This is a genomic window from Actinomadura viridis (assembly GCF_015751755.1).
In the GTDB taxonomy this organism is placed as follows: Bacteria; Actinomycetota; Actinomycetes; order Streptosporangiales; family Streptosporangiaceae; genus Spirillospora; species Spirillospora viridis.
Genome location: NZ_JADOUA010000001.1, coordinates 1 through 20,233 on the forward strand (window position 1 = coordinate 1; position 20,233 = coordinate 20,233).

A 20,233-nucleotide genomic window follows, 5' to 3' on the forward strand; every position below is an offset into this window, starting at 1 on the left:
CCCCCTGGCCGCCGGCGTGGCGAACGGGACCGCGGTGCCGATCGGCGGCCCGATCTGGAACACCCGGACCTACGTCCTGGACGAGTTCCTGCGTCCCGTGCCGCCCGGTGTCACCGGTGAGCTGTACATCGCGGGCGCCGGGCTGGCGCGCGGGTACGTGAACCGGTCGGGGCTGACCGCCGAGCGGTTCGTGGCCTGCCCGTTCGGCGGGCGGATGTACCGGACCGGCGACCTGGCCCGGTGGACGGCGGACGGCGAGCTGGAGTTCGCCGGGCGGGCGGACGAGCAGGTGAAGGTCCGCGGGTTCCGGATCGAGCTCGGCGAGATCGAGGCGGTCCTGTCCGCCCACCCGCGGTCGGCCAGGTGGCGGTCCTCGCGCGCGAGGACCAGCCGGGCGTGAAGCGCCTGGTCGCCTACGTCGTCCCCGCGAACGGCAGGGAAGGGTTCGACGAGGGCGCCGTCAGGGAGTACGTGGCGGCGCGGCTTCCGGACCACATGGTCCCGGCCGCGGTGGTGGTGCTGGACGAGCTGCCGGTCACGGTGAACGGCAAGCTCGACCGCGCCGCCCTGCCCGCCCCCGGCTTCGCCGAGCCGGTCACCGGCCGGGCGCCCGCGGACCCGGCCGAGGAGGCCCTGTGCGGTCTGTTCGCCGAGGTCCTCGGGCTGGACTCGGTGGGCGTGGACGGCTCGTTCTTCGAACTGGGCGGCGACTCGCTGCTGGCGATCCGGCTGATCACGCGGATCCGGGCGGACCTTGACGCCGAGCTGGGCATCCGGGACCTGTTCGGCGCCCCGACGGTCGCGGAACTGGCCCGGCTGCTCCGTTCGGACCGGCAGGAGCAGGCGGGGAGGCGCACCGAACTGGTCGTGCGGGAACGCCCCGAGGTGGTGCCGCTGTCGTACGCGCAGCAGCGCATGTGGTTCCTGAACCGCCTGGAGGAATCGGGTGCGGGTGCCGCCTACAACGTGCCCTTGGCGCTGCGTCTGTCGGGTGAGCTGGACGTGGCCGCGCTGGAAGAGGCGCTGGGGGATGTGGCCGACCGGCACGAGACGTTGCGCACGATCTTCCCCGACACCGGAGGGACGCCGCGCCAGCGGATACTCCGAGGACCGGCGGGACGGCCCGAGCTGGTCGTCACCGAGAGCACCGAGCAGGAGCTCGGTGACCTCGTCGCCGCCGAGGTCCGGCGGGGCTTCGACCTGGGCTCCGAACCGCCCTGGCGGGCCCGGCTGCTGGTCCTGGCGGAGTCGGAGTTCGCGCTGCTGGTGGTGGCGCACCACATCGCCGTGGACGGCTGGTCGACCGGCGTCCTGGCCCGCGACCTGGGCACGGCGTACGCGGCGCGGCGTTCGGGCAGGGCGCCCGGCTGGGAGCCGTTGCCGGTGCAGTACGCCGACTACGCGCTCTGGCAGCGCGAGGTCCTGGGCGAGCTGGACGATCCCGGCAGCGTGATCTCGTCCCAGCTGGGCTACTGGCGGCAGGCCCTGGCGGGGATACCGGAGGAGCTCGCGTTGCCGGTCGACCGGCAACGCCCTGCGGAGGCGTCCTTCCAGGGCGCGTCGGTGCCGCTGCGGGTGGACGCGGACACGCACGCCCGGCTGGTGGAGGTGGCCCAGCGGCACGGCGTCACCATGTTCATGGTCGCGCAGGCGGCCCTGGCGACGCTGCTGGCCAGGATGGGGGCCGGCACCGACATCCCGGTGGGGACGGCGGTGGCGGGGCGCGGCGACGCCGCACTGGAAGGTCTCGCCGGGTTCTTCGTCAACACGCTGGTGCTGCGCACGGACGTGAGCGGCGACCCGACGTTCACCGAGCTGCTGGAACGCGTCCGGGAGACCGACCTGGCCGCGTTCGGCAACCAGGATCTGCCGTTCGAGCGGCTGGTGGAGGACCTGAACCCGGTCCGGTCGCTGGCCCGGCACCCGCTCTTCCAGGTGATGCTGGCGGTGGACAGCGGTCCCGAGGCGGAGACCCCGCTGGACCTTCCCGGGATGCGGGTCCGCCCGCTGCCGCCGGACGACACGCTGGTGGCCCAGTTCGACCTGTCCGTCAGCCTCAGCGAGCGCCACGGTGAGGAGGGCGACCCGGCCGGCCTCGGCGGGGAGATCATCTACGCCGCCGACCTGTTCGACGAGGGCACGGTCCGCGCGCTGGCCGGACGCCTGGTCCGGGTTCTGGAGCGGGTGGCGGCCGACCCGCGGACACGCGTGGGCGATGTCGACGTCCTCTCCGAGGGCGAGCGGCGGCTGGTGGTCGAGGAGTGGAACGACACGTCCCGCCCCGTCCCGGAGGTGTCGCTGGCGGGTCTGTTCGAGGTGCAGGCGGCTCGTACGCCGGACGCGGTCGCGGTGGTGTGCGGTGGCACGGAGTTGTCGTACGCGGAACTGAACGCGCGAGCGAACCGGCTGGCACGCCTGCTGCGTGAGCGAGGTGTACGCCCCGAGGACCTCGTCGGTGTGGTGATGGACCGTTCGTCCGACCTGATCGTCGCGCTGCTCGCAACGGTGAAGGCGGGCGCGGCCTACGTGCCGCTGGACGGCGGTCACCCGGTGGAGCGTCTTCGGCAGGTCGTGGAGGAGGCCGCGCTTTCCTCCGTGCTGGTCGACGAGGTCAACGCCGGTCACGCCCTCTTCAACCCGGAGAACGGCCTGGACTCGGCGGTGGACGTGGTCGAGATCTCCGCCGGCATGCTCGCCGAGGGCATCGAGGCGAGTGACCTCGGAATACCCGTCGCCTCCGAAAGTCTGGCGTACGTGATGTACACCTCTGGCTCTACCGGGGTTCCGAAGGGTGTGGCGGTCACCCACGCGAACGTGGTGGCGTTCTGCCTGGACGGTGTGTGGCGTGACGAGGTGCTGGAGCGTGTGCTGGTGCAGGCCAACCACGCTTTCGATGCCTCCACCTATGAGGTGTGGGCGCCTCTGACCCGTGGCGGGCGTCTGGTCGTCGTTCCTTCGGGTGAGGTGGACGCGGTCGAGCGTGGGCGGCTGATCGCCGGTCACGGGGTGACGCATGTGGTGGCGGCGGCGGGTCTGTTCCGTGTTCTGGCCGAGCAGTCCCCGGAGATCTTCGCCGGTGTCCGGGAGGTCCTCACCGGTGGTGACGTGGTGTCGTCGTCGGCGGTGCGGACGCTGCTGGAGGCGCATCCGGGCATGGTGGTGCGTTCGACCTACGGCCCGACGGAGAACACCGCGTTCACCACGCAGGTGCCCTTCACGGTCGCGGAGGATGTCCCTTCGTCGGTGCCGATCGGTGTTCCGATGGACAACACGCAGGTGTTCGTCCTGGACGAGTTCCTGCGTCCCGTCCCGCCCGGCGTGACCGGCGAGTTGCACATCGCCGGTGCGGGCCTGGCGCGCGGCTACGCGGGCCGGGCCGGGCTGACCGCTGAACGGTTCGTGGCGTGCCCGTTCACCGGCCCCGGCGGGCGGATGTATCGCACCGGTGACCTGGCCCGCTGGACGCCGGACGGCGAGTTGGAGTTCGGAGGCCGTGCCGACTCCCAGGTCAAGATCCGCGGGTTCCGGATCGAACCGGCCGAGGTGGAGGCGGTCCTGTCCGCCCATGCCGCCGTCGAGCAGGTGGCGGTCCTCGCGCGCGAGGACCAGCCGGGCGTCAAGCGCCTGGTGGCGTACGTGGTGCCCGCCGCCGGTACCGGCATGGAGGAAGCCGCGCTGCGCGATCTCGCAGCGGCCAGGCTGCCCGATTACATGGTGCCGGCCGCGTTCGTCGCGCTGGACGCACTGCCCGTCACGGCCAACGGCAAGCTCGACCGCGCCGCCCTTCCGGCCCCCGATTTCGGCGGCCTGGCGAGGAGCCGAGGCCCGGCGACGCCTACCGAGGAGGTGCTGTGCGGGCTGTTCGCCGAGGTCCTCGGACTGGAAACGGTCGGGGCCGAAGACTCCTTCTTCCGGCTCGGAGGCGACTCCCTCCTGGCCATGCGTCTGATCGCGCGAGTACGTGCCGTGATGGACACCGAGGTGAGCATCCGCGACTTCTTCGGCGCGCCGACGGCCGCCGGTGTGGCGAGGCTCGCCGAAGGCGAACCGGCCGGCGGGGCGAGGGCGGCGCTCGCGGTGCGAGAGCGGCCCGAGGTGGTTCCGTTGTCGTACGCGCAGCAGCGCATGTGGTTCCTCAACCGCCTGGAGGAGGCCGGTGCAGGGGCCGCCTATAACGTGCCGCTGGCGCTGCGCCTGTCGGGTGACCTGGACGTGGCCGCGCTGGAGGCGGCCTTGGGGGACGTGGCCGACCGGCACGAGAGCCTGCGCACCGTCTTCCCCGACACCGACGGGACGCCCCGCCAGGAGATCCGCCACGGCGCGGCGGGCCGTCCTCGTCTCCTCGTCGGCGAGGTCGGCGCGCAGGACCTGGCCGAGACGTTGGCCGACGAGATGGAACGCGGCTTCGAGCTGGGCAGAGAGCTGCCGTGGCGGGCCCGGCTGCTGGTGCTGTCGGAGTCGGAGTTCGTGCTGGTCGTGGTCGCGCACCACATCGCGGTGGACGGCTGGTCCATGGGTGTCCTGGCCCGGGACGTGAGCGTCGCGTACGCGGCTCGCAGGAACGGCCGCGCGCCGTCCTGGGAGCCGTTGCCCGTGCAGTACGCCGACTACGCGCTCTGGCAGCGCGAGGTCCTGGGCGAGCTGGACGATCCCGGCAGCGTGATCTCCGCTCAGCTCGGGTACTGGAGGCAGACCCTGGCCGGCGCTCCGGAGGAGATCACCCTGCCCGCGGACCGCCCGCGCCCGGCGACGGCCTCGTTCCGGAGCGGCTCGGTACCGATGCGGGTGGACGCGGAGGTCCACGCGCGCCTGGTGGAGGTCGCCCAGCGGCACGGCGTCACCATGTTCATGGTCACCCAGGCGGCCCTGGCGATCCTGCTGGCCAGGATGGGCGCCGGCACGGACATCCCGCTCGGTACGGCGGTCGCCGGGCGTGGCGAGGCGGCCCTCGAAGACCTGGCCGGGTTCTTCATCAACACGCTGGTGCTGCGTACGGACGTGAGCGGTGACCCGTCGTTCGCCGAGCTGTTGGGCCGGGTACGGGAGGCGGATCTGGCCGCCTACGCCCATCAGGATCTTCCGTTCGAGCGGCTGGTGGAGGACCTCAACCCGTCCAGATCGCTGGCCCGGCACCCGTTGTTCCAGGTGATGCTGACGCTGCAGAACCTGCCCCAGGCCGAGACCCCCTTGGAACTGCCCGGCCTGAACGTCCGCCCCCTGGCGGAGGCGGAGGAGGAAGCGTCCGCGGCCAAGTTCGATCTGTCGATCGCGCTGGCCGAGCACCGTGACGGCGACGGCGTCCCCGCCGGGTTGGTGGGCGGCATCCAGTACGCCGCGGACCTGTTCGACGAGACCACCGTCCAGGCCCTGGCCGGCCGCCTGATCCGGGTGCTCGCCCAGGTGGCCGCCGACCCCCGCACGCGGGGAGGCGAAGTGGACGTACTGGACGACACCGAACGTCACCTTCTGCTGGACGCATGGAATGACACGGCTCGGCCGGTGCCGGAGGTGTCGCTGGCCGGCTTGTTCGAGGAGCAGGTGGCTCGGACTCCGGATGCGGTGGCGGTGGTGTTCGGTGGGGTGGAGTGGTCGTATGCGGAGTTGAATGCGCGTGCGAACCGTCTGGCGCGTGAGCTGGCCCGTCGCGGCGTGGGCTCGGGCGGCCTGGTCGGTGTGGTGATGGACCGTTCGGCGGACCTCATCGTGGCGTTGCTGGGGGCGGTGAAGACGGGTGCGGCCTACGTCCCTCTGGACAGTGGTCACCCCGTGGAGCGGCTGCGTGTGGTGGCCGAAGAAGCCGGGATCTCGGCCGTAGTGGTCGACGCGGCCAACTCCGCTCATCCTCTCGTCCGGGATGGCGGCCTCGGCGCATCCGTGACCGTGGTGGAGGTATGCCCCGCCGCGCCGGCCGAGGGCGCGGAGGTGGAGAACCTCGGTGTGCCGGTGTCGCCGGAGAGCCTGGCGTATGTGATGTACACGTCGGGATCCACGGGGATCCCGAAGGGTGTGGCGGTCACGCATGCGAATGTCGCGGCGTTCTGCCTGGACGCTGCGTGGCGTGATGACGTGGTGGAGCGTGTGCTGGTGCAGGCCAACCATGCGTTCGATGCCTCCACCTACGAGGTGTGGACGCCGTTGCTGCGAGGCGGCGGGCTGGTGGTCGTCCCCTCCGGTGAGGTGGACGTGTCGGAGCGCGCCCGGCTGATCGCTCTTCATGGGGTCACCAACGTGCATGCGACGGCGGGTCTGTTCCGTGTTCTGGCCGAGCAGTCTCCGGAGATGTTCGCCGGTGTCCGTGAGGTGTCGACCGGTGGTGACGTGGTGTCGTCGGCGGCGGTGCGAACGCTGCTGGAGACGCATCCGGGCATGGTGGTGCGTTCGACCTACGGCCCGACGGAGAACACCGCGTTCACCACCCACATTCCGTTCACTTCGAGCGGGGCTGTGCCTTCCTCGGTGCCGATCGGTGTTCCGATGGACAACACGCAGGTGTTCGTCCTGGACGAGTTCCTGCGTCCCGCCCCGCCCGGCGTGACCGGCGAGCTGTACATCGCCGGTGCGGGCCTGGCGCGCGGCTACGTGGGCCGGGCCGGACTGACCGCTGAACGGTTCGTGGCGTGCCCGTTCACCGACCGAGGTGAGCGGATGTATCGCACCGGTGACCTGGCCCGGTGGACGGCGAACGGCGAGTTGGAGTTCGGAGGCCGCGCCGACTCCCAGGTCAAGATCCGCGGGTTCCGGATCGAACCGGCCGAGATCGAGGCGACCCTGAGCACCCATGCCACGGTGGGGCAGGTGGCGGTCGTCGCGCGCGAGGATCAGCCAGGGGTGAAGCGGCTGGTGGCCTACGTCGTCCCGGCCGGTGACGACGGCGTCGACGAAGCGACACTACGAGCGCATGTAGCGGCGAAGTTGCCGGACTACATGGTGCCGGCCGCGTTCGTGGCGTTGGACGCACTGCCCGTCACGGTGAACGGCAAGCTCGACCGCGCCGCACTCCCGGCGCCCGATTTCGGTGGCCTGGCGAGGAGCCGTGGCCCGGCGACGCCTACCGAGGAGGTGCTGTGCGGGCTGTTCGCCGAAGTCCTCGGACTGGAAACGGTCGGCGCCGAGGACTCCTTCTTCGAACTCGGCGGCGACTCCCTCCTGGCCATGCGCCTGATCGCACGCGTCCGCGCGGTGATGGACGCCGAGGTGAGCATCCGGGACTTCTTCGGGGCGCCGACGGTCGCGGATGTGGCGGGGGCGGTGGACGGAGGTCATGGCGAGGTCCGGATCGGGCTTGCGGTACGTGAACGGCCTGAGGTCGTGCCGCTGTCGTACGCGCAGCAGCGCATGTGGTTCCTCAACCGCCTGGAGGAGGCCGGTGCCGGGGCCGCGTACAACATGCCGTTGGCGCTGCGGTTGTCCGGTGACCTGGACATGCCCGCACTGGAAGAGGCCCTGGGGGACGTGGCCGATCGACACGAGACGCTGCGCACCGTCTTCCCCGAACGTGACGGCGTGCCCCGCCAGGAGATCCTGCACGGGGATGCCGGCCGGCCTCGGCTGACGGTCACGCAGGTCGACGAGCGCGATCTCGGCAAGGCGCTGGCCACCGAGATGCGGCTCGGCTTCGATGTGGAAGACGAACTGCCATGGCGGGCCCGGCTACTGGAGCTGTCGAAGTCGGAGTTCGTGCTGGTCGTGGTCGCGCATCACATCGCGGCGGACGGCTGGTCCATGGGAGTGCTGGCCCGCGACCTGGGCACGGCGTACGCGGCGCGGCGCTCGGGCAGGGCGCCCGGCTGGGAGCCGTTGCCGGTGCAGTACGCCGATTACGCGCTCTGGCAGCGCGAGGTCCTGGGCGAGCTGGACGATCCCGGCAGCGTGATCTCGTCCCAGCTCGGCTTCTGGCGGGAAGCCCTGGACGGCCTGCCCGAGGAACTGGCCCTGCCTGCCGACCGTGCTCGTCCGGCGGAGGCGTCGTTCCGGAGCGGGTCGGTGCCCGTGTGGGTGGACGCTGACACGCATGCCCAGCTGGTGGAGGTGGCCCAGCGGCACGGCGTCACCATGTTCATGGTCGCGCAGGCGGCCCTGGCCGCCCTGCTGGCCAGGATGGGCGCGGGCACCGACATCCCCCTCGGCACCCCGATGGCCGGCCGTGGTGACGCGGCGCTGGAGGACCTTGCCGGGTTCTTCATCAACACGCTGGTCCTGCGCACGGACGTGAGCGGCGACCCGTCGTTCGCCGAGCTGCTGGGCCGGGTGCGGGACGCCGACCTGGCCGCGTACGCCCATCAGGATCTTCCGTTCGAGCGGCTGGTGGAGGACCTCAATCCGGTCCGGTCGCTGGCCCGCCATCCGCTCTTCCAGGTCATGATGACCTTCGAGAACGTTCCCCAGGCCCAGACGCCCTGGGAGTTACCCGGCCTGCGAGTGCGTCCGCTGCCGCCGCAGGACGACACGGAGGCGGCCAAGTTCGACCTCTCCCTCACCTTCGCCGAGCAACGCGACGACCGGGGCGCCCCGGCCGGGCTGGGCGGCGGTATCCAGTACGCCACCGACCTGTTCGACGAGGGAACGGCCCGAGGCCTGGCCGAGCGCCTGGTCCGGGTTCTGGAGCAGGTCGCCGCCGACCCCCGGCTGCGCGTGGGAGCGCTGGAGATGCTGTCCGCCGACGAGCGGCGGCTGGTGGTCGAGGAGTGGAACGACACGGCGCGTCCCGTCCCGGAGGTGTCGCTGGCGGGTCTGTTCGAGGCGCAGGCGGCTCGTACGCCGGACGCGGTCGCGGTGGTGTGCGGTGGCACGGAGTTGTCGTACGCGGAGCTGAACGCGCGGGCGAACCGGCTGGCTCGTCACCTGATCGACCTGGGAGTGGGGCCCCAGAGTCTCGTGGGTGTGGTGATGGACCGTTCGGCCGACCTGATCGTGGGGCTACTGGGGACGGTGAAGGCGGGTGCGGCCTATGTGCCGCTGGACGGCGGTCACCCGGTGGAGCGTCTTCGGCGGGTCGTGGAGGAGGCCGCGCTTTCCGCCGTGCTGGTCGACGAGGCCAACGCCGCTCACGCCCTCTTCCAGGGCAGGGGCGGCCTGGGGACGCCGGTCCACGTGGTCGAGGTGTCCGCCACCGCCCCGTCCGACGGCGCAGACGAGAGCGACCCCGCGGTGCCGGTGCCGCCGAGCAGCCTGGCGTACGTGATGTACACCTCTGGCTCTACCGGGGTTCCGAAGGGTGTGGCGGTCACCCACGCGAACGTGGTGGCGTTCTGCCTGGACGGTGCCTGGCGTGACGAGGTGCTGGAGCGTGTGCTGGTGCAGGCCAACCACGCTTTCGATGCCTCCACCTATGAGGTGTGGGCGCCTCTGACCCGTGGCGGGCGTCTGGTCGTCGTTCCTTCGGGTGAGGTGGACGCGGTCGAGCGGGGCCGGCTGATCGCCGGTCACGGGGTGACGCATGTGGTGGCGGCGGCGGGTCTGTTCCGTGTTCTGGCCGAGCAGTCTCCGGAGATCTTCGCCGGTGTCCGGGAGGTTCTCACCGGTGGTGACGTGGTGTCGTCGGCGGCGGTGCGGACGCTGCTGGAGGCGCATCCGGGCATGGTGGTGCGTTCGACCTACGGCCCGACGGAGAACACCGCCTTCACCACCCACATCCCGTTCACCGACGCCGGGGACGTACCCGCCTCCGTTCCCATCGGTGTTCCGATGGACAACACGCAGGTGTTCGTCCTGGACGAGTACCTGAGCCCTGTCCCGCCCGGTGTCACCGGCGAGCTGTACCTCGGCGGCGCCGGACTGGCACGCGGCTACATCAACCGGGCGGCCCTGACCGCTGAACGGTTCGTGGCGTGCCCGTTCACCGGCCCCGGCGAGCGGATGTACCGGACCGGTGACCTGGCCCGCTGGACGCCGGACGGCGAGTTGCTGTTCGCCGGCCGCGTGGACTCCCAGGTGAAGATCCGCGGGTTCCGGATCGAACCGGCCGAGGTGGAGGCGGTCCTGTCCGCCCATGCCGCCGTCGAACAGGTGGCGGTGATCGCCCGCGAGGACCAGCCGGGTGTCAAGCGCCTGGTGGCCTATGCCGTCCCGGCCGATAACGGAAGCGGCGGCGGAAGTGGCACCGGAATCGGCGCCGGAATCGATGTGGGCGCGCTGCGGGAGTTCGCGGCGGCCAGGCTGCCCGGCTACATGGTGCCGGCCGCGTTCGTCGCGTTGGACGCACTGCCCGTCACGGCCAACGGCAAGCTCGACCGCGCCGCTCTCCCGGCGCCCGACTTCGGTGGCCTGGCGAGGAGCCGTGGCCCGGCGACGCCCACCGAGGAGGTGCTGTGCGGGCTGTTCGCCGAAGTCCTCGGACTGGAGACGATCGGCGCCGAAGACTCCTTCTTCGAGGCCGGCGGCGACTCCCTCCTCGCGATGCGGCTGATCGCCCGCGTCCGGGCGGTCCTGGACGCCGAGGTGAGCATCCGGGACCTGTTCGCCGAACCGTCCGTGGCGGGCGTGGCACGCCTGGTCGACGGTGATCTCACCGGGGACGCCCGGGCCGGGCTGGCCGTCCGTGAACGGCCTGACGTCGTGCCGCTGTCGTACGCCCAGCAGCGCATGTGGTTCCTCAACCGCCTGGAGGAGGCCGACGCCGGAGCCGCCTACAACGTCCCGCTGGCGCTGCGCCTGTCGGGTGACCTGGACGTGGACGCCTTGGAGGCGGCCCTCGGCGACGTGGCGGACCGGCACGAGAGCCTGCGCACGGTATTCCCCGACGATGGCGGTGTTCCCCGCCAGGAGGTTCTACAAGGGGCGGCGGGCCGGCCGCGGCTGCTCGTCACACCGATCGACGCCGACGACCTGGAGGAGGTCCTGACCTCCGAGGTGGGCCGGCGGTTCGACGTCGAGCAGGAACTGCCCTGGCGGACCCGCCTGCTGGCGCTCTCGGAGAACGACTTCGTCCTGGTTCTGATCGCCCACCACATCGCGGTCGACGGCTGGTCGATGGGCGTCCTGGTCCGGAACCTGGGGGAGGCGTACGCGGCGCGGCGTTCGGGCGGCGGTGCTCCCGAGTGGGAGCCCCTGCCGGTGCAGTACGCCGACTACGCGCTCTGGCAGCGCGAGGTTCTGGGCGAGCTGGACGATCCCGGCAGCGTGATCTCCGCTCAGCTGGACTACTGGCGCGAGGCCCTCGCGGGAGCGCCGGAAGAGATCACCCTGCCCGTGGACCGGCCGCGTCCGGCGACGGCGTCGTTCCAGGGCGGGGCGGTGCCGATGCGGGTGGACGCGGACACGCACGCCCGGCTGGTGGAGGTCGCCCAGCGGCACGGAGTCACCATGTTCATGGTCGCGCAGGCGGCCCTGGCGATGCTGCTGGCCAGGATGGGCGCGGGCACCGACATCCCGCTCGGTACGGCGGTCGCCGGGCGTGGCGAGGCCGCCCTTGAGGACATGGCCGGGTTCTTCCTGAACACCTTGGTCCTGCGCACCGATGTGAGCGGCGACCCGTCGTTCACCGAGCTGCTGGGCCGGGTACGGGAGACCGACCTGGCCGCCTACGCCCACCAGGACCTTCCGTTCGAGCGGCTGGTGGAGGACCTCAACCCGTCCAGATCGCTCGCCCGCCACCCGCTCTTCCAGGTGTCGCTGACGCTGCAGAACCTCCCCCAGGCGGGCTCGCCCTGGGAGCTGCCCGGCCTGCGCGTCCGGCCGCTGGACGCGGAGAAGGTGGTCGCGGCCAGGTTCGACCTGTCGGTGACGCTGGCCGAGCAGCGTGACGAGGACGGCGACCCGGCCGGGATGGACGGCGGCATCCAGTACGCCACCGACCTGTTCGACGAGGACACCGCCCAGGCCCTGGCCGAACGGCTGGTGCGGGTGCTGGATCAGGTGGCCGCCGACCCCCGGCTCCGGTTGCGCGACCTGGACGTCCTCCACGAGGCCGAACGGCAGCGGGTCGTGACCGGCTGGAACGGCACGGCCCGGCCGGTGCCCGAAGGCACCCTGGCGGAACTGTTCGAGGAACAGGTGAGGCGCGCCCCCGACGCCGTGGCGGTGGTGTTCGGCGACCGCTCCCTGACCTATGGGGAACTGGACGGCCGGGCGAACCGGGTGGCGCACGAGCTGATCGCCCGCGGAGCCGGTCCCGAGAGCCTGGTCGGCGTCGTGATGGAACGGTCGGCGGACCTGGTCACGGTGGTGCTGGGCGTGGCCAAGGCCGGGGCCGCGTACATGCCGATCGACCCGGAGTACCCGGCCGGGCGCGTCGCGTTCATGCTGGCCGACGCGCGCCCGGCGGTCGTGGTGTGCACGAACGCCACGGCCGGGCTCGTCGGCGACGCGGGAGCCGGGCGTCTGCTCTGGGACGACCCGTCGGTCGTCCGCGCGCTCGCCGCACGTCCGTCCACGCCGCCGCCGACGCGGGCGCCGGTGACGGCGTCGGCGTCGGCCACGCCCGCCGCCACGGCCCCGGCCACCACGCCGTCCGGCGGCGACCGCAAGGCGCCGCCGCGGCTCGCCCACCCGGCGTACGTGATCTACACCTCCGGCTCGACCGGCACGCCCAAGGGCGTGGTGGTCACGCACGGCGGGATCGGAAGCCTGGCGGCCTGGCAGGCCGACCGGTTCGGGGCGGGGCCGGGCGCGCGGGTGCTGCAGTTCGCGGCGCTGGGCTTCGACGCGTCGTTCTGGGAGCTGTGCATGGCGCTGCTCTCAGGCGGAACGCTGGTGATGGCCGATGCCGACGAACTCCAGAGCCGCCTGGGAGGGCTCCTGGCCGACCACGGGGTGACGCACGTGACCTTGCCACCGTCGGTGCTGGCGGCGGCCGGCGACCTGCCCGCCGGGCTGGGCACCCTGGTGGTGGCGGGTGAGGCGTGCCCGCCCGCGCTGGCGGCGCGTTGGTCGGCGGGCCGGCGGATGTTCAACGCCTACGGACCGACCGAGTCGACGGTCTGCGCCACGATGGGCCACCCGCTGTCCGCGGACATCGCGGAGCGGCCCGTGATCCCCATCGGCGAGCCGATCTGGAACACCCGGACCTACGTCCTGGACGAGTTCCTGCGCCCCGTACCGCCGGGGGTGACCGGTGACCTGTACATCGCCGGCGCCGGACTGGCACGCGGCTACATCGGCCGTCCGGACCTCACCGCCGAACGTTTCGTGGCGTGCCCGTTCACCGGCCCCGGCGAGCGGATGTACCGGACCGGCGACCTGGCCCGCTGGACGGCCGGCGGCGAACTGGTCTTCGCCGGGCGGGCGGACGAGCAGGTGAAGGTCCGCGGGTTCCGGATCGAGCTCGGTGAGATCGAGACGGTGCTCGCCGCGTGCGAGCCGGTGAGCCAGGCCGCGGTCGTGGCCCGCGAGGACCAGCCGGGCGTGAAGCGCCTGGTCGCCTACGTCGTCCCCGCGAACGGCAGGGAAGGGTTCGACGAGGGCGCCGTCAGGGAGTACGCGGCGGCGCGACTGCCGGACCACATGGTCCCGGCCGCGCTGGTGGTGCTGGACGAACTGCCGGTCACGGTGAACGGCAAGCTCGACCGCGACGCGTTGCCCGAGCCCGCCTACGGAGGCCAGGCGGCGAGCCGCGGCCCGGCCACGCCCACCGAAGAGGTGCTCTGCGGCCTGTTCGCCGAGGTGCTGGGCCTGGAGACGATTGGGGCAGAGGAGTCCTTCTTCGAGGCGGGCGGGGACTCGCTGCTCGCCATGCGCCTGATCACACGGGTCCGCGCGGTGCTGGACGCCGAGCCGAGCATCCGGGACATGTTCGGCGCTCCGACGGTCGCGGGGCTGGCCCGGCTGATCCACGCGGACCGATCGGACTGCGGCCCCGGGCGGCCCGAGAGGCACGCCGAACTGGTCGCACGGGAACGGCCCGAGATGGTGCCGCTGTCGTACGCGCAGCAGCGCATGTGGTTCCTCAACCGCCTGGAGGGCGCGGGTGCGGGCGCGGCCTACAACGTGCCGCTGACGATGCGGCTGTCGGGGCGGCTGAACGTCGCGGCACTCGAAGCGGCGCTGGGCGATGTGGCCGACCGGCACGAGAGCCTGCGCACCGTCTTCCCCGACATCGACGGCGTTCCCCGGCAGCAGGTGGTGGAGGGACCGGCCGGCCGCCCCCGCCTCGCGGTCACCGGCATCTCCGAAGACGACCTGGACGAGACACTGGCCGGCGAAGTGGGCCGGGGCTTCGACCTCGGAAACGAGCTGCCTTTGCGGGCTCGCCTGCTGGTGCTGTCGGAGTCGGAGTTCGTCCTGGTCGTGGTGGCGCACCACATCGCGGTGGACGGCTGGTCCATGGGTGTCCTGGCCCGGGACGTGGGTGCCGCCTACGCGGCACGGCTCACGGGCGGGGCACCGGCCTGGCGCCCGTTGCCGGTCCAGTACGCCGACTACGCGCTGTGGCAGCGCGAGGTCCTGGGTGAGCTGGACGATCCCGGCAGCCTGATCTCGGCGCAGCTCGGCCACTGGAGGCAGGCCCTCGCCGGACTGCCCGAAGAACTCGCCCTGCCGGTGGACCGGCCCCGCCCCGCGGAAGCCTCCTTCCAGGGTGGTTCCGTTCCGATGTGGGTGGACGCCGATGTCCACGCCCGCCTGGTCGAGCTGGCCCAGGAGGGCGGCGCCACGATGTTCATGGTCGCGCAGGCGGCCCTGGCGGTGCTGCTGGCCAGGATGGGCGCCGGCACGGACATCCCGCTCGGCACGGCGGTGGCGGGGCGTGGCGACGCCGCGCTGGAGGACCTGGCCGGGTTCTTCGTCAACACGCTGGTGCTGCGTACGGACGTGAGCGGTGACCCGTCGTTCGCCGAGCTGCTGGCGCGGGTGCGGGAGGCGGATCTGGCGGCGTACGCCCATCAGGATCTTCCGTTCGAGCGGCTGGTGGAGGACCTCAACCCGGTCCGTTCGCTGGCCCGGCACCCGTTGTTCCAGGTGATGCTGACGCTGCACAACCTGCCGGATACCGAGACTCCGTGGGAGCTGCCCGGCCTGGACGTCCGGCCCCTGGACGCGGACGACACGCTGGCGGCCCGGTTCGACCTCTCGGTCATCCTGGCCGAGCGTCGCGACGGCACCGGAACCCCGGCCGGGATGGCGGGCGGCCTGCACTACGCCACCGACCTGTTCGACGAGGCGACGGCGAACGACCTGGTCACCCGGTTCGTGCGGGTGCTGGAGCAGGTCGCCGCCGATCCGGGGATGCGGGTGGGTGAGGTGGAGGTGTTGAAGCCCGCCGAGCGTGAGTCGGTGCTGGTGGAGTGGAATGACACTGCTCGGCCGGTGCGGGAGGTGTCGCTGGCGGGTCTGTTCGAGGAGCAGGTGGCTCGGACTCCGGATGCGGTGGCGGTGGTGTTCGGTGGGGTGGAGTGGTCGTATGCGGAGTTGAATGCGCGTGCGAACCGTCTGGCGCGTGAGCTGGCCGGTCGTGGTGTGGGGCCGGGCGGCCTGGTCGGTGTGGTGATGGACCGTTCGTCGGACCTGATCGTGGCGTTGCTGGGGGCGGTGAAGGCCGGTGCGGCCTACGTCCCGCTGGACAGCGGCCATCCGGCCGAGCGGCTGCGTGCGGTCATGACGGAAGCCGAGGTGTCGACCGTCCTGGTGGACGAGACCAACGCCGACCACGCGCTCTTCGCCGCCGGCGGCCTGGAGGCCTCGGTCGTCCAGGTGTCCGCTGACGCCCTGAGTGAGGGTGCGGACGTGGGGAACCTCGGTGTGCCGGTGTCGCCGGAGAGCCTGGCGTATGTGATGTACACGTCGGGGTCCACGGGGATCCCGAAGGGCGTGGCGGTCACGCACGCGAATGTGGCGGCGTTCTGTCTGGACGGTGCGTGGCGTGATGACGTGGTGGAGCGTGTGCTGGTGCAGGCCAACCATGCTTTCGACGCTTCCACCTACGAGGTGTGGACGCCGTTGCTGCGAGGCGGCGGGTTGGTGGTCGTCCCCTCCGGTGAGGTGGACGTGTCGGAGCGGGCCCGGTTGATCGTTCAGCATGGGGTCACGAACGTGCATGCGACGGCGGGTCTGTTCCGTGTTCTGGCCGAGCAGTCTCCGGAGATGTTCGCCGGTGTCCGCGAGGTGTCGACCGGTGGTGACGTGGTCTCCTCCTCAGCCGTCCGGGCACTCCTGGAGACGCATCCGGGCATGGTGGTGCGTTCGACCTACGGCCCGACGGAGAACACCGCGTTCACGACCCAGGTCCCCTTCACGGTCGCCGCAGATGTCCCTTCCTCGGTGCCGATCGGTGTTCCGATGGACAACACGCAGGTGTTCGTCCTGGACGAGTTCCTGCGTCCCGTCCCGCCCGGCGTGACCGGTGAGCTCTACATCGCCGGCGCAGGTCTGGCGCGCGGCTACATCGGTCGTCCGGCCCTGACGGCCGAGCGGTTCGTGGCGTGCCCGTTCACCGGCCCAGGCCAGCGGATGTACCGCACCGGTGACCTGGCCCGCTGGACGTCCGAAGGGGGCCTGGAGTTCGGAGGCCGTGCGGACTCCCAGGTCAAGATCCGCGGGTTCCGGATCGAACCGGCGGAGATCGAAGCGGTGTTGGCCGTGCACGAACTCGTGGGCCAGGTGGCGGTGATCCCCCGCGAGGATCAGCCGGACGTGAAGCGCCTGGTCGCCTACATCGTGCCCGCCAGTGGCGGCGGCATCGACGAGGTGGCGCTCCGCGAGCACGTCACGTCCAAGTTGCCGGACTACATGGTCCCGGCCGCGTTCGTGGCCTTGGACGCGTTGCCCGTGACGGTGAACGGCAAGCTCGACCGCGCAGCCCTCCCGGCCCCCGACTTCGCCGGCCTGGTCACAAGCCGTGGCCCGGCGACGCCTACCGAGGAGGTGCTGTGCGGGCTGTTCGCCGAAGTCCTCGGACTGGAGACGGTCGGCGCCGAAGACTCCTTCTTCGAACTGGGCGGCGACTCCCTCCTGGCCATGCGCCTGATCGCACGCATTCGCGCGGTGCTGGGTGTGGAGGTGAACATCCGCGAGCTGTTCGGCACCCCGAATGTGGCGGCCGTGGCCGAACTGGTGGACGGCGACCGCAGTGGGGGACCGCGAACGGTACTGGCGGCCCGAGAACGGCCTGATGTCGTGCCGCTGTCGTACGCGCAGCAGCGTATGTGGTTCCTCAACCGCCTGGAGGAGGCCGGTGCCGGGGCCGCGTACAACATGCCGTTGGCGCTCCGATTGTCCGGCGACCTGGACATGCTCGCACTGGAAGAGGCCCTGGGGGACGTGGCCGACCGGCACGAGACCCTGCGCACCGTGTTCCCCGAACGTGACGGCGTCCCCCGCCAGGAGATCCTGCGCGGCGCCGATGGCCGCCCACCGTTGGCGGTCATCGATGTCGACGGCAAGGACCTGAACGACGTTCTCGCCGCCGAGACGAGCCGCGGCTTCGATGTGGAACGCGAGCTGCCTTGGCGGACCAGCCTTCTGCGGCTCGCGGAGTCGGAGGCCGTGCTGGTGGTCGTGGTGCATCACATCGCGGCCGACGGCTGGTCGATGGGTGTGCTCGCCCGTGACCTGAGCGTCGCGTACACGGCTCGCCGGAACGGCCGCGCCCCACGTTGGGAGCCGTTGTCCGTGCAGTACGCCGACTACGCGCTCTGGCAGCGCGAAGTCCTCGGCGAGCTTGCCGAGCCCGACAGCGTGATCTCCGCACAGCTGGGGTACTGGCGGCGAACCCTCACCGGGGCTCCGGAAGAACTCGCCTTGCCCGTGGACAGACCACGCCCGTCGGAGGCGTCCTTCCGGGCCGGAACGGTGCCCGTGCAGGTGAACGCGGAAGCACACGCGCGCCTGGTGGAGGTGGCCCGGCAGACCGGCGTCACGATGTTCATGGTGACCCAGGCGGCCCTGGCCACGCTTCTGGCCAGGATGGGCGCCGGGACCGACATCCCGCTCGGCACCGCCATCGCCGGCCGTGGCGAGGCCGCCCTCGAAGACCTGGCCGGGTTCTTCATCAACACGCTGGTCCTGCGTACGGACGTGAGCGGCGACCCGTCGTTCACCGAACTGCTGGAACGGGTACGGGACGCCGACCTGGCCGCCTACGCGCACCAGGATCTTCCGTTCGAGCGGCTGGTGGAGGACCTCAACCCGTCCAGATCGCTGGCCCGCCACCCCTTGTTCCAGGTCATGCTGACCTTCGAGAACATTCCCCAGGCACAGAACCCGTGGGAGCTGCCCGGCCTGAGCGTCCGGCCGTTGCCGCCGCCCGGAGAGACGGCGGCCGCCAAGTTCGACCTGTCCATCACGTTCGCCGAGCAGCGCGACGAGCAGGGGGCGCCGGCCGGGCTCGGCGGCGGTATCCAGTACGCCACCGACCTGTTCGACGAGGACACCGCCCAAGGCTTGGCCGAACGCCTGGAACGAGTACTGGAGCAGGTCGCCGCCGATCCGGGGATGCGGGTGGGTGAGGTGGAGGTGTTGAAGCCTGCCGAGCGTGAGTCGGTGCTGGTGGAGTGGAACGACACGGCTCGGCCGGTGCGGGAGGTGTCGCTGGCGGGTCTGTTCGAGGAGCAGGTGGCTCGCACGCCGGATGCGGTGGCGGTGGTGTTCGGTGGGGTGGAGTGGTCGTATGCGGAGTTGAACGCGCGTGCGAACCGTCTGGCGCGTGAGCTGGCCCGTCGCGGCGTGGGCTCGGGCGGCCTGGTCGGTGTGGTGATGGACCGTTCGTCGGACCTGATCGTGGCGTTGCTGGGGGCGGTGAAGGCGGGTGCGGCCTACGTTCCGCTGGACAGTGGTCACCCCGTGGAGCGGCTGCGTGTGGTGGCCGAAGAAGCCGGGATCTCGGCCGTTCTCGTAGACGACATCAACGCCGGTCATCCCCTCCTCGAAACCGGTGTCCTGGGGGCGTCGGTCAACGTCATCAAGGTGTCCGCCGAAGCCCTCGCCGACGGTCCGGGGGCTGACAACCCCGGTGTGCCGGTGTCGCCGGAGAGCCTGGCGTATGTGATGTACACGTCGGGATCCACGGGGGTTCCGAAGGGCGTGGCGGTCACGCATGCGAATGTGGCGGCGTTCTGCCGGGATGGTGCGTGGCGTGATGACGTGGTGGAGCGTGTGCTGGTGCAGGCCAACCATGCTTTCGACGCTTCCACCTACGAGGTGTGGACGCCGTTGCTGCGAGGCGGCGGGTTGGTGGTCGTCCCCTCCGGTGAGGTGGACGTGTCGGAGCGCGCCCGGCTGATCGCTCTTCATGGGGTCACCAACGTGCATGCGACGGCGGGTCTGTTCCGTGTCCTGGCCGAGCAGTCTCCGGAGATGTTCGCCGGTGTCCGTGAGGTGTCGACCGGTGGTGACGTGGTCTCCTCCTCAGCCGTCCGGGCACTCCTGGAGACCCATCCGGGCATGGTGGTCCGCTCCACCTACGGCCCGACGGAGAACACCGCGTTCACGACCCAGGTCCCCTTCACGGTTGCCGCAGATGTCCCTTCCTCGGTGCCGATCGGTGTTCCGATGGACAACACGCAGGTGTTCGTCCTGGACGAGTTCCTGCGTCCAGCCCCGCCCGGCGTGACCGGTGAGCTCTACATCGCCGGTGCCGGACTGGCACGTGGCTACATCGGCCGTCCGGCCCTGACGGCCGAGCGTTTCGTGGCGTGCCCGTTCACCGACCGAGGTGAGCGGATGTATCGCACCGGTGACCTGGCCCGCTGGACGCCGGACGGTGAGTTGGAGTTCGGAGGCCGTGCCGACTCCCAGGTGAAGATCCGTGGGTTCCGGATCGAACCGGCGGAGATCGAGGCGACCCTGAGCACCCATGCCACGGTGGGGCAGGTGGCGGTCGTCGCGCGCGAGGATCAGCCAGGGGTGAAGCGGCTGGTGGCCTACGTCGTCCCGGCCGGTGACGACGGCGTCGACGAAGCGACACTACGGGCGCATGTCGCGGCGAAACTGCCGGACTACATGGTCCCGGCCGCGGTGGTCGTGTTGAACGCGTTGCCCGTGACGGTGAACGGCAAGCTCGACCGCGCAGCCCTCCCGGCCCCCGACTTCGCCGGTCTGGTCACCAGCCGTGGCCCGGCGACGCCTACCGAGGAGGTGCTGTGCGGGCTGTTCGCCGAGGTCCTCGCCCTGGAGACGGTCGGGGCCGAGGACTCCTTCTTCGAACTGGGCGGCGACTCCCTCCTGGCCATGCGCCTGATCGCACGCATCCGTGTGGTCCTCAACGTCGAGGTCAGCATCCGGACCCTGTTCGCCGCTCCGACGGTGGCCGCGATCGCCGAATCCCTCCACGGCGAAAGCCACGCCGGTGACTTCGACGAGGTGC

The 20,233-nt window shown here is 71.4% G+C and carries 1 pseudogene; it reads left to right on the plus strand.

What is annotated here, in order from left to right:
• A pseudogene (locus IW256_RS00010) lies at window positions 1–20,229 on the plus strand (non-ribosomal peptide synthase/polyketide synthase); the annotation flags it as partial.
• Between the last annotated feature and the right edge of the window lie 4 nt (window positions 20,230–20,233).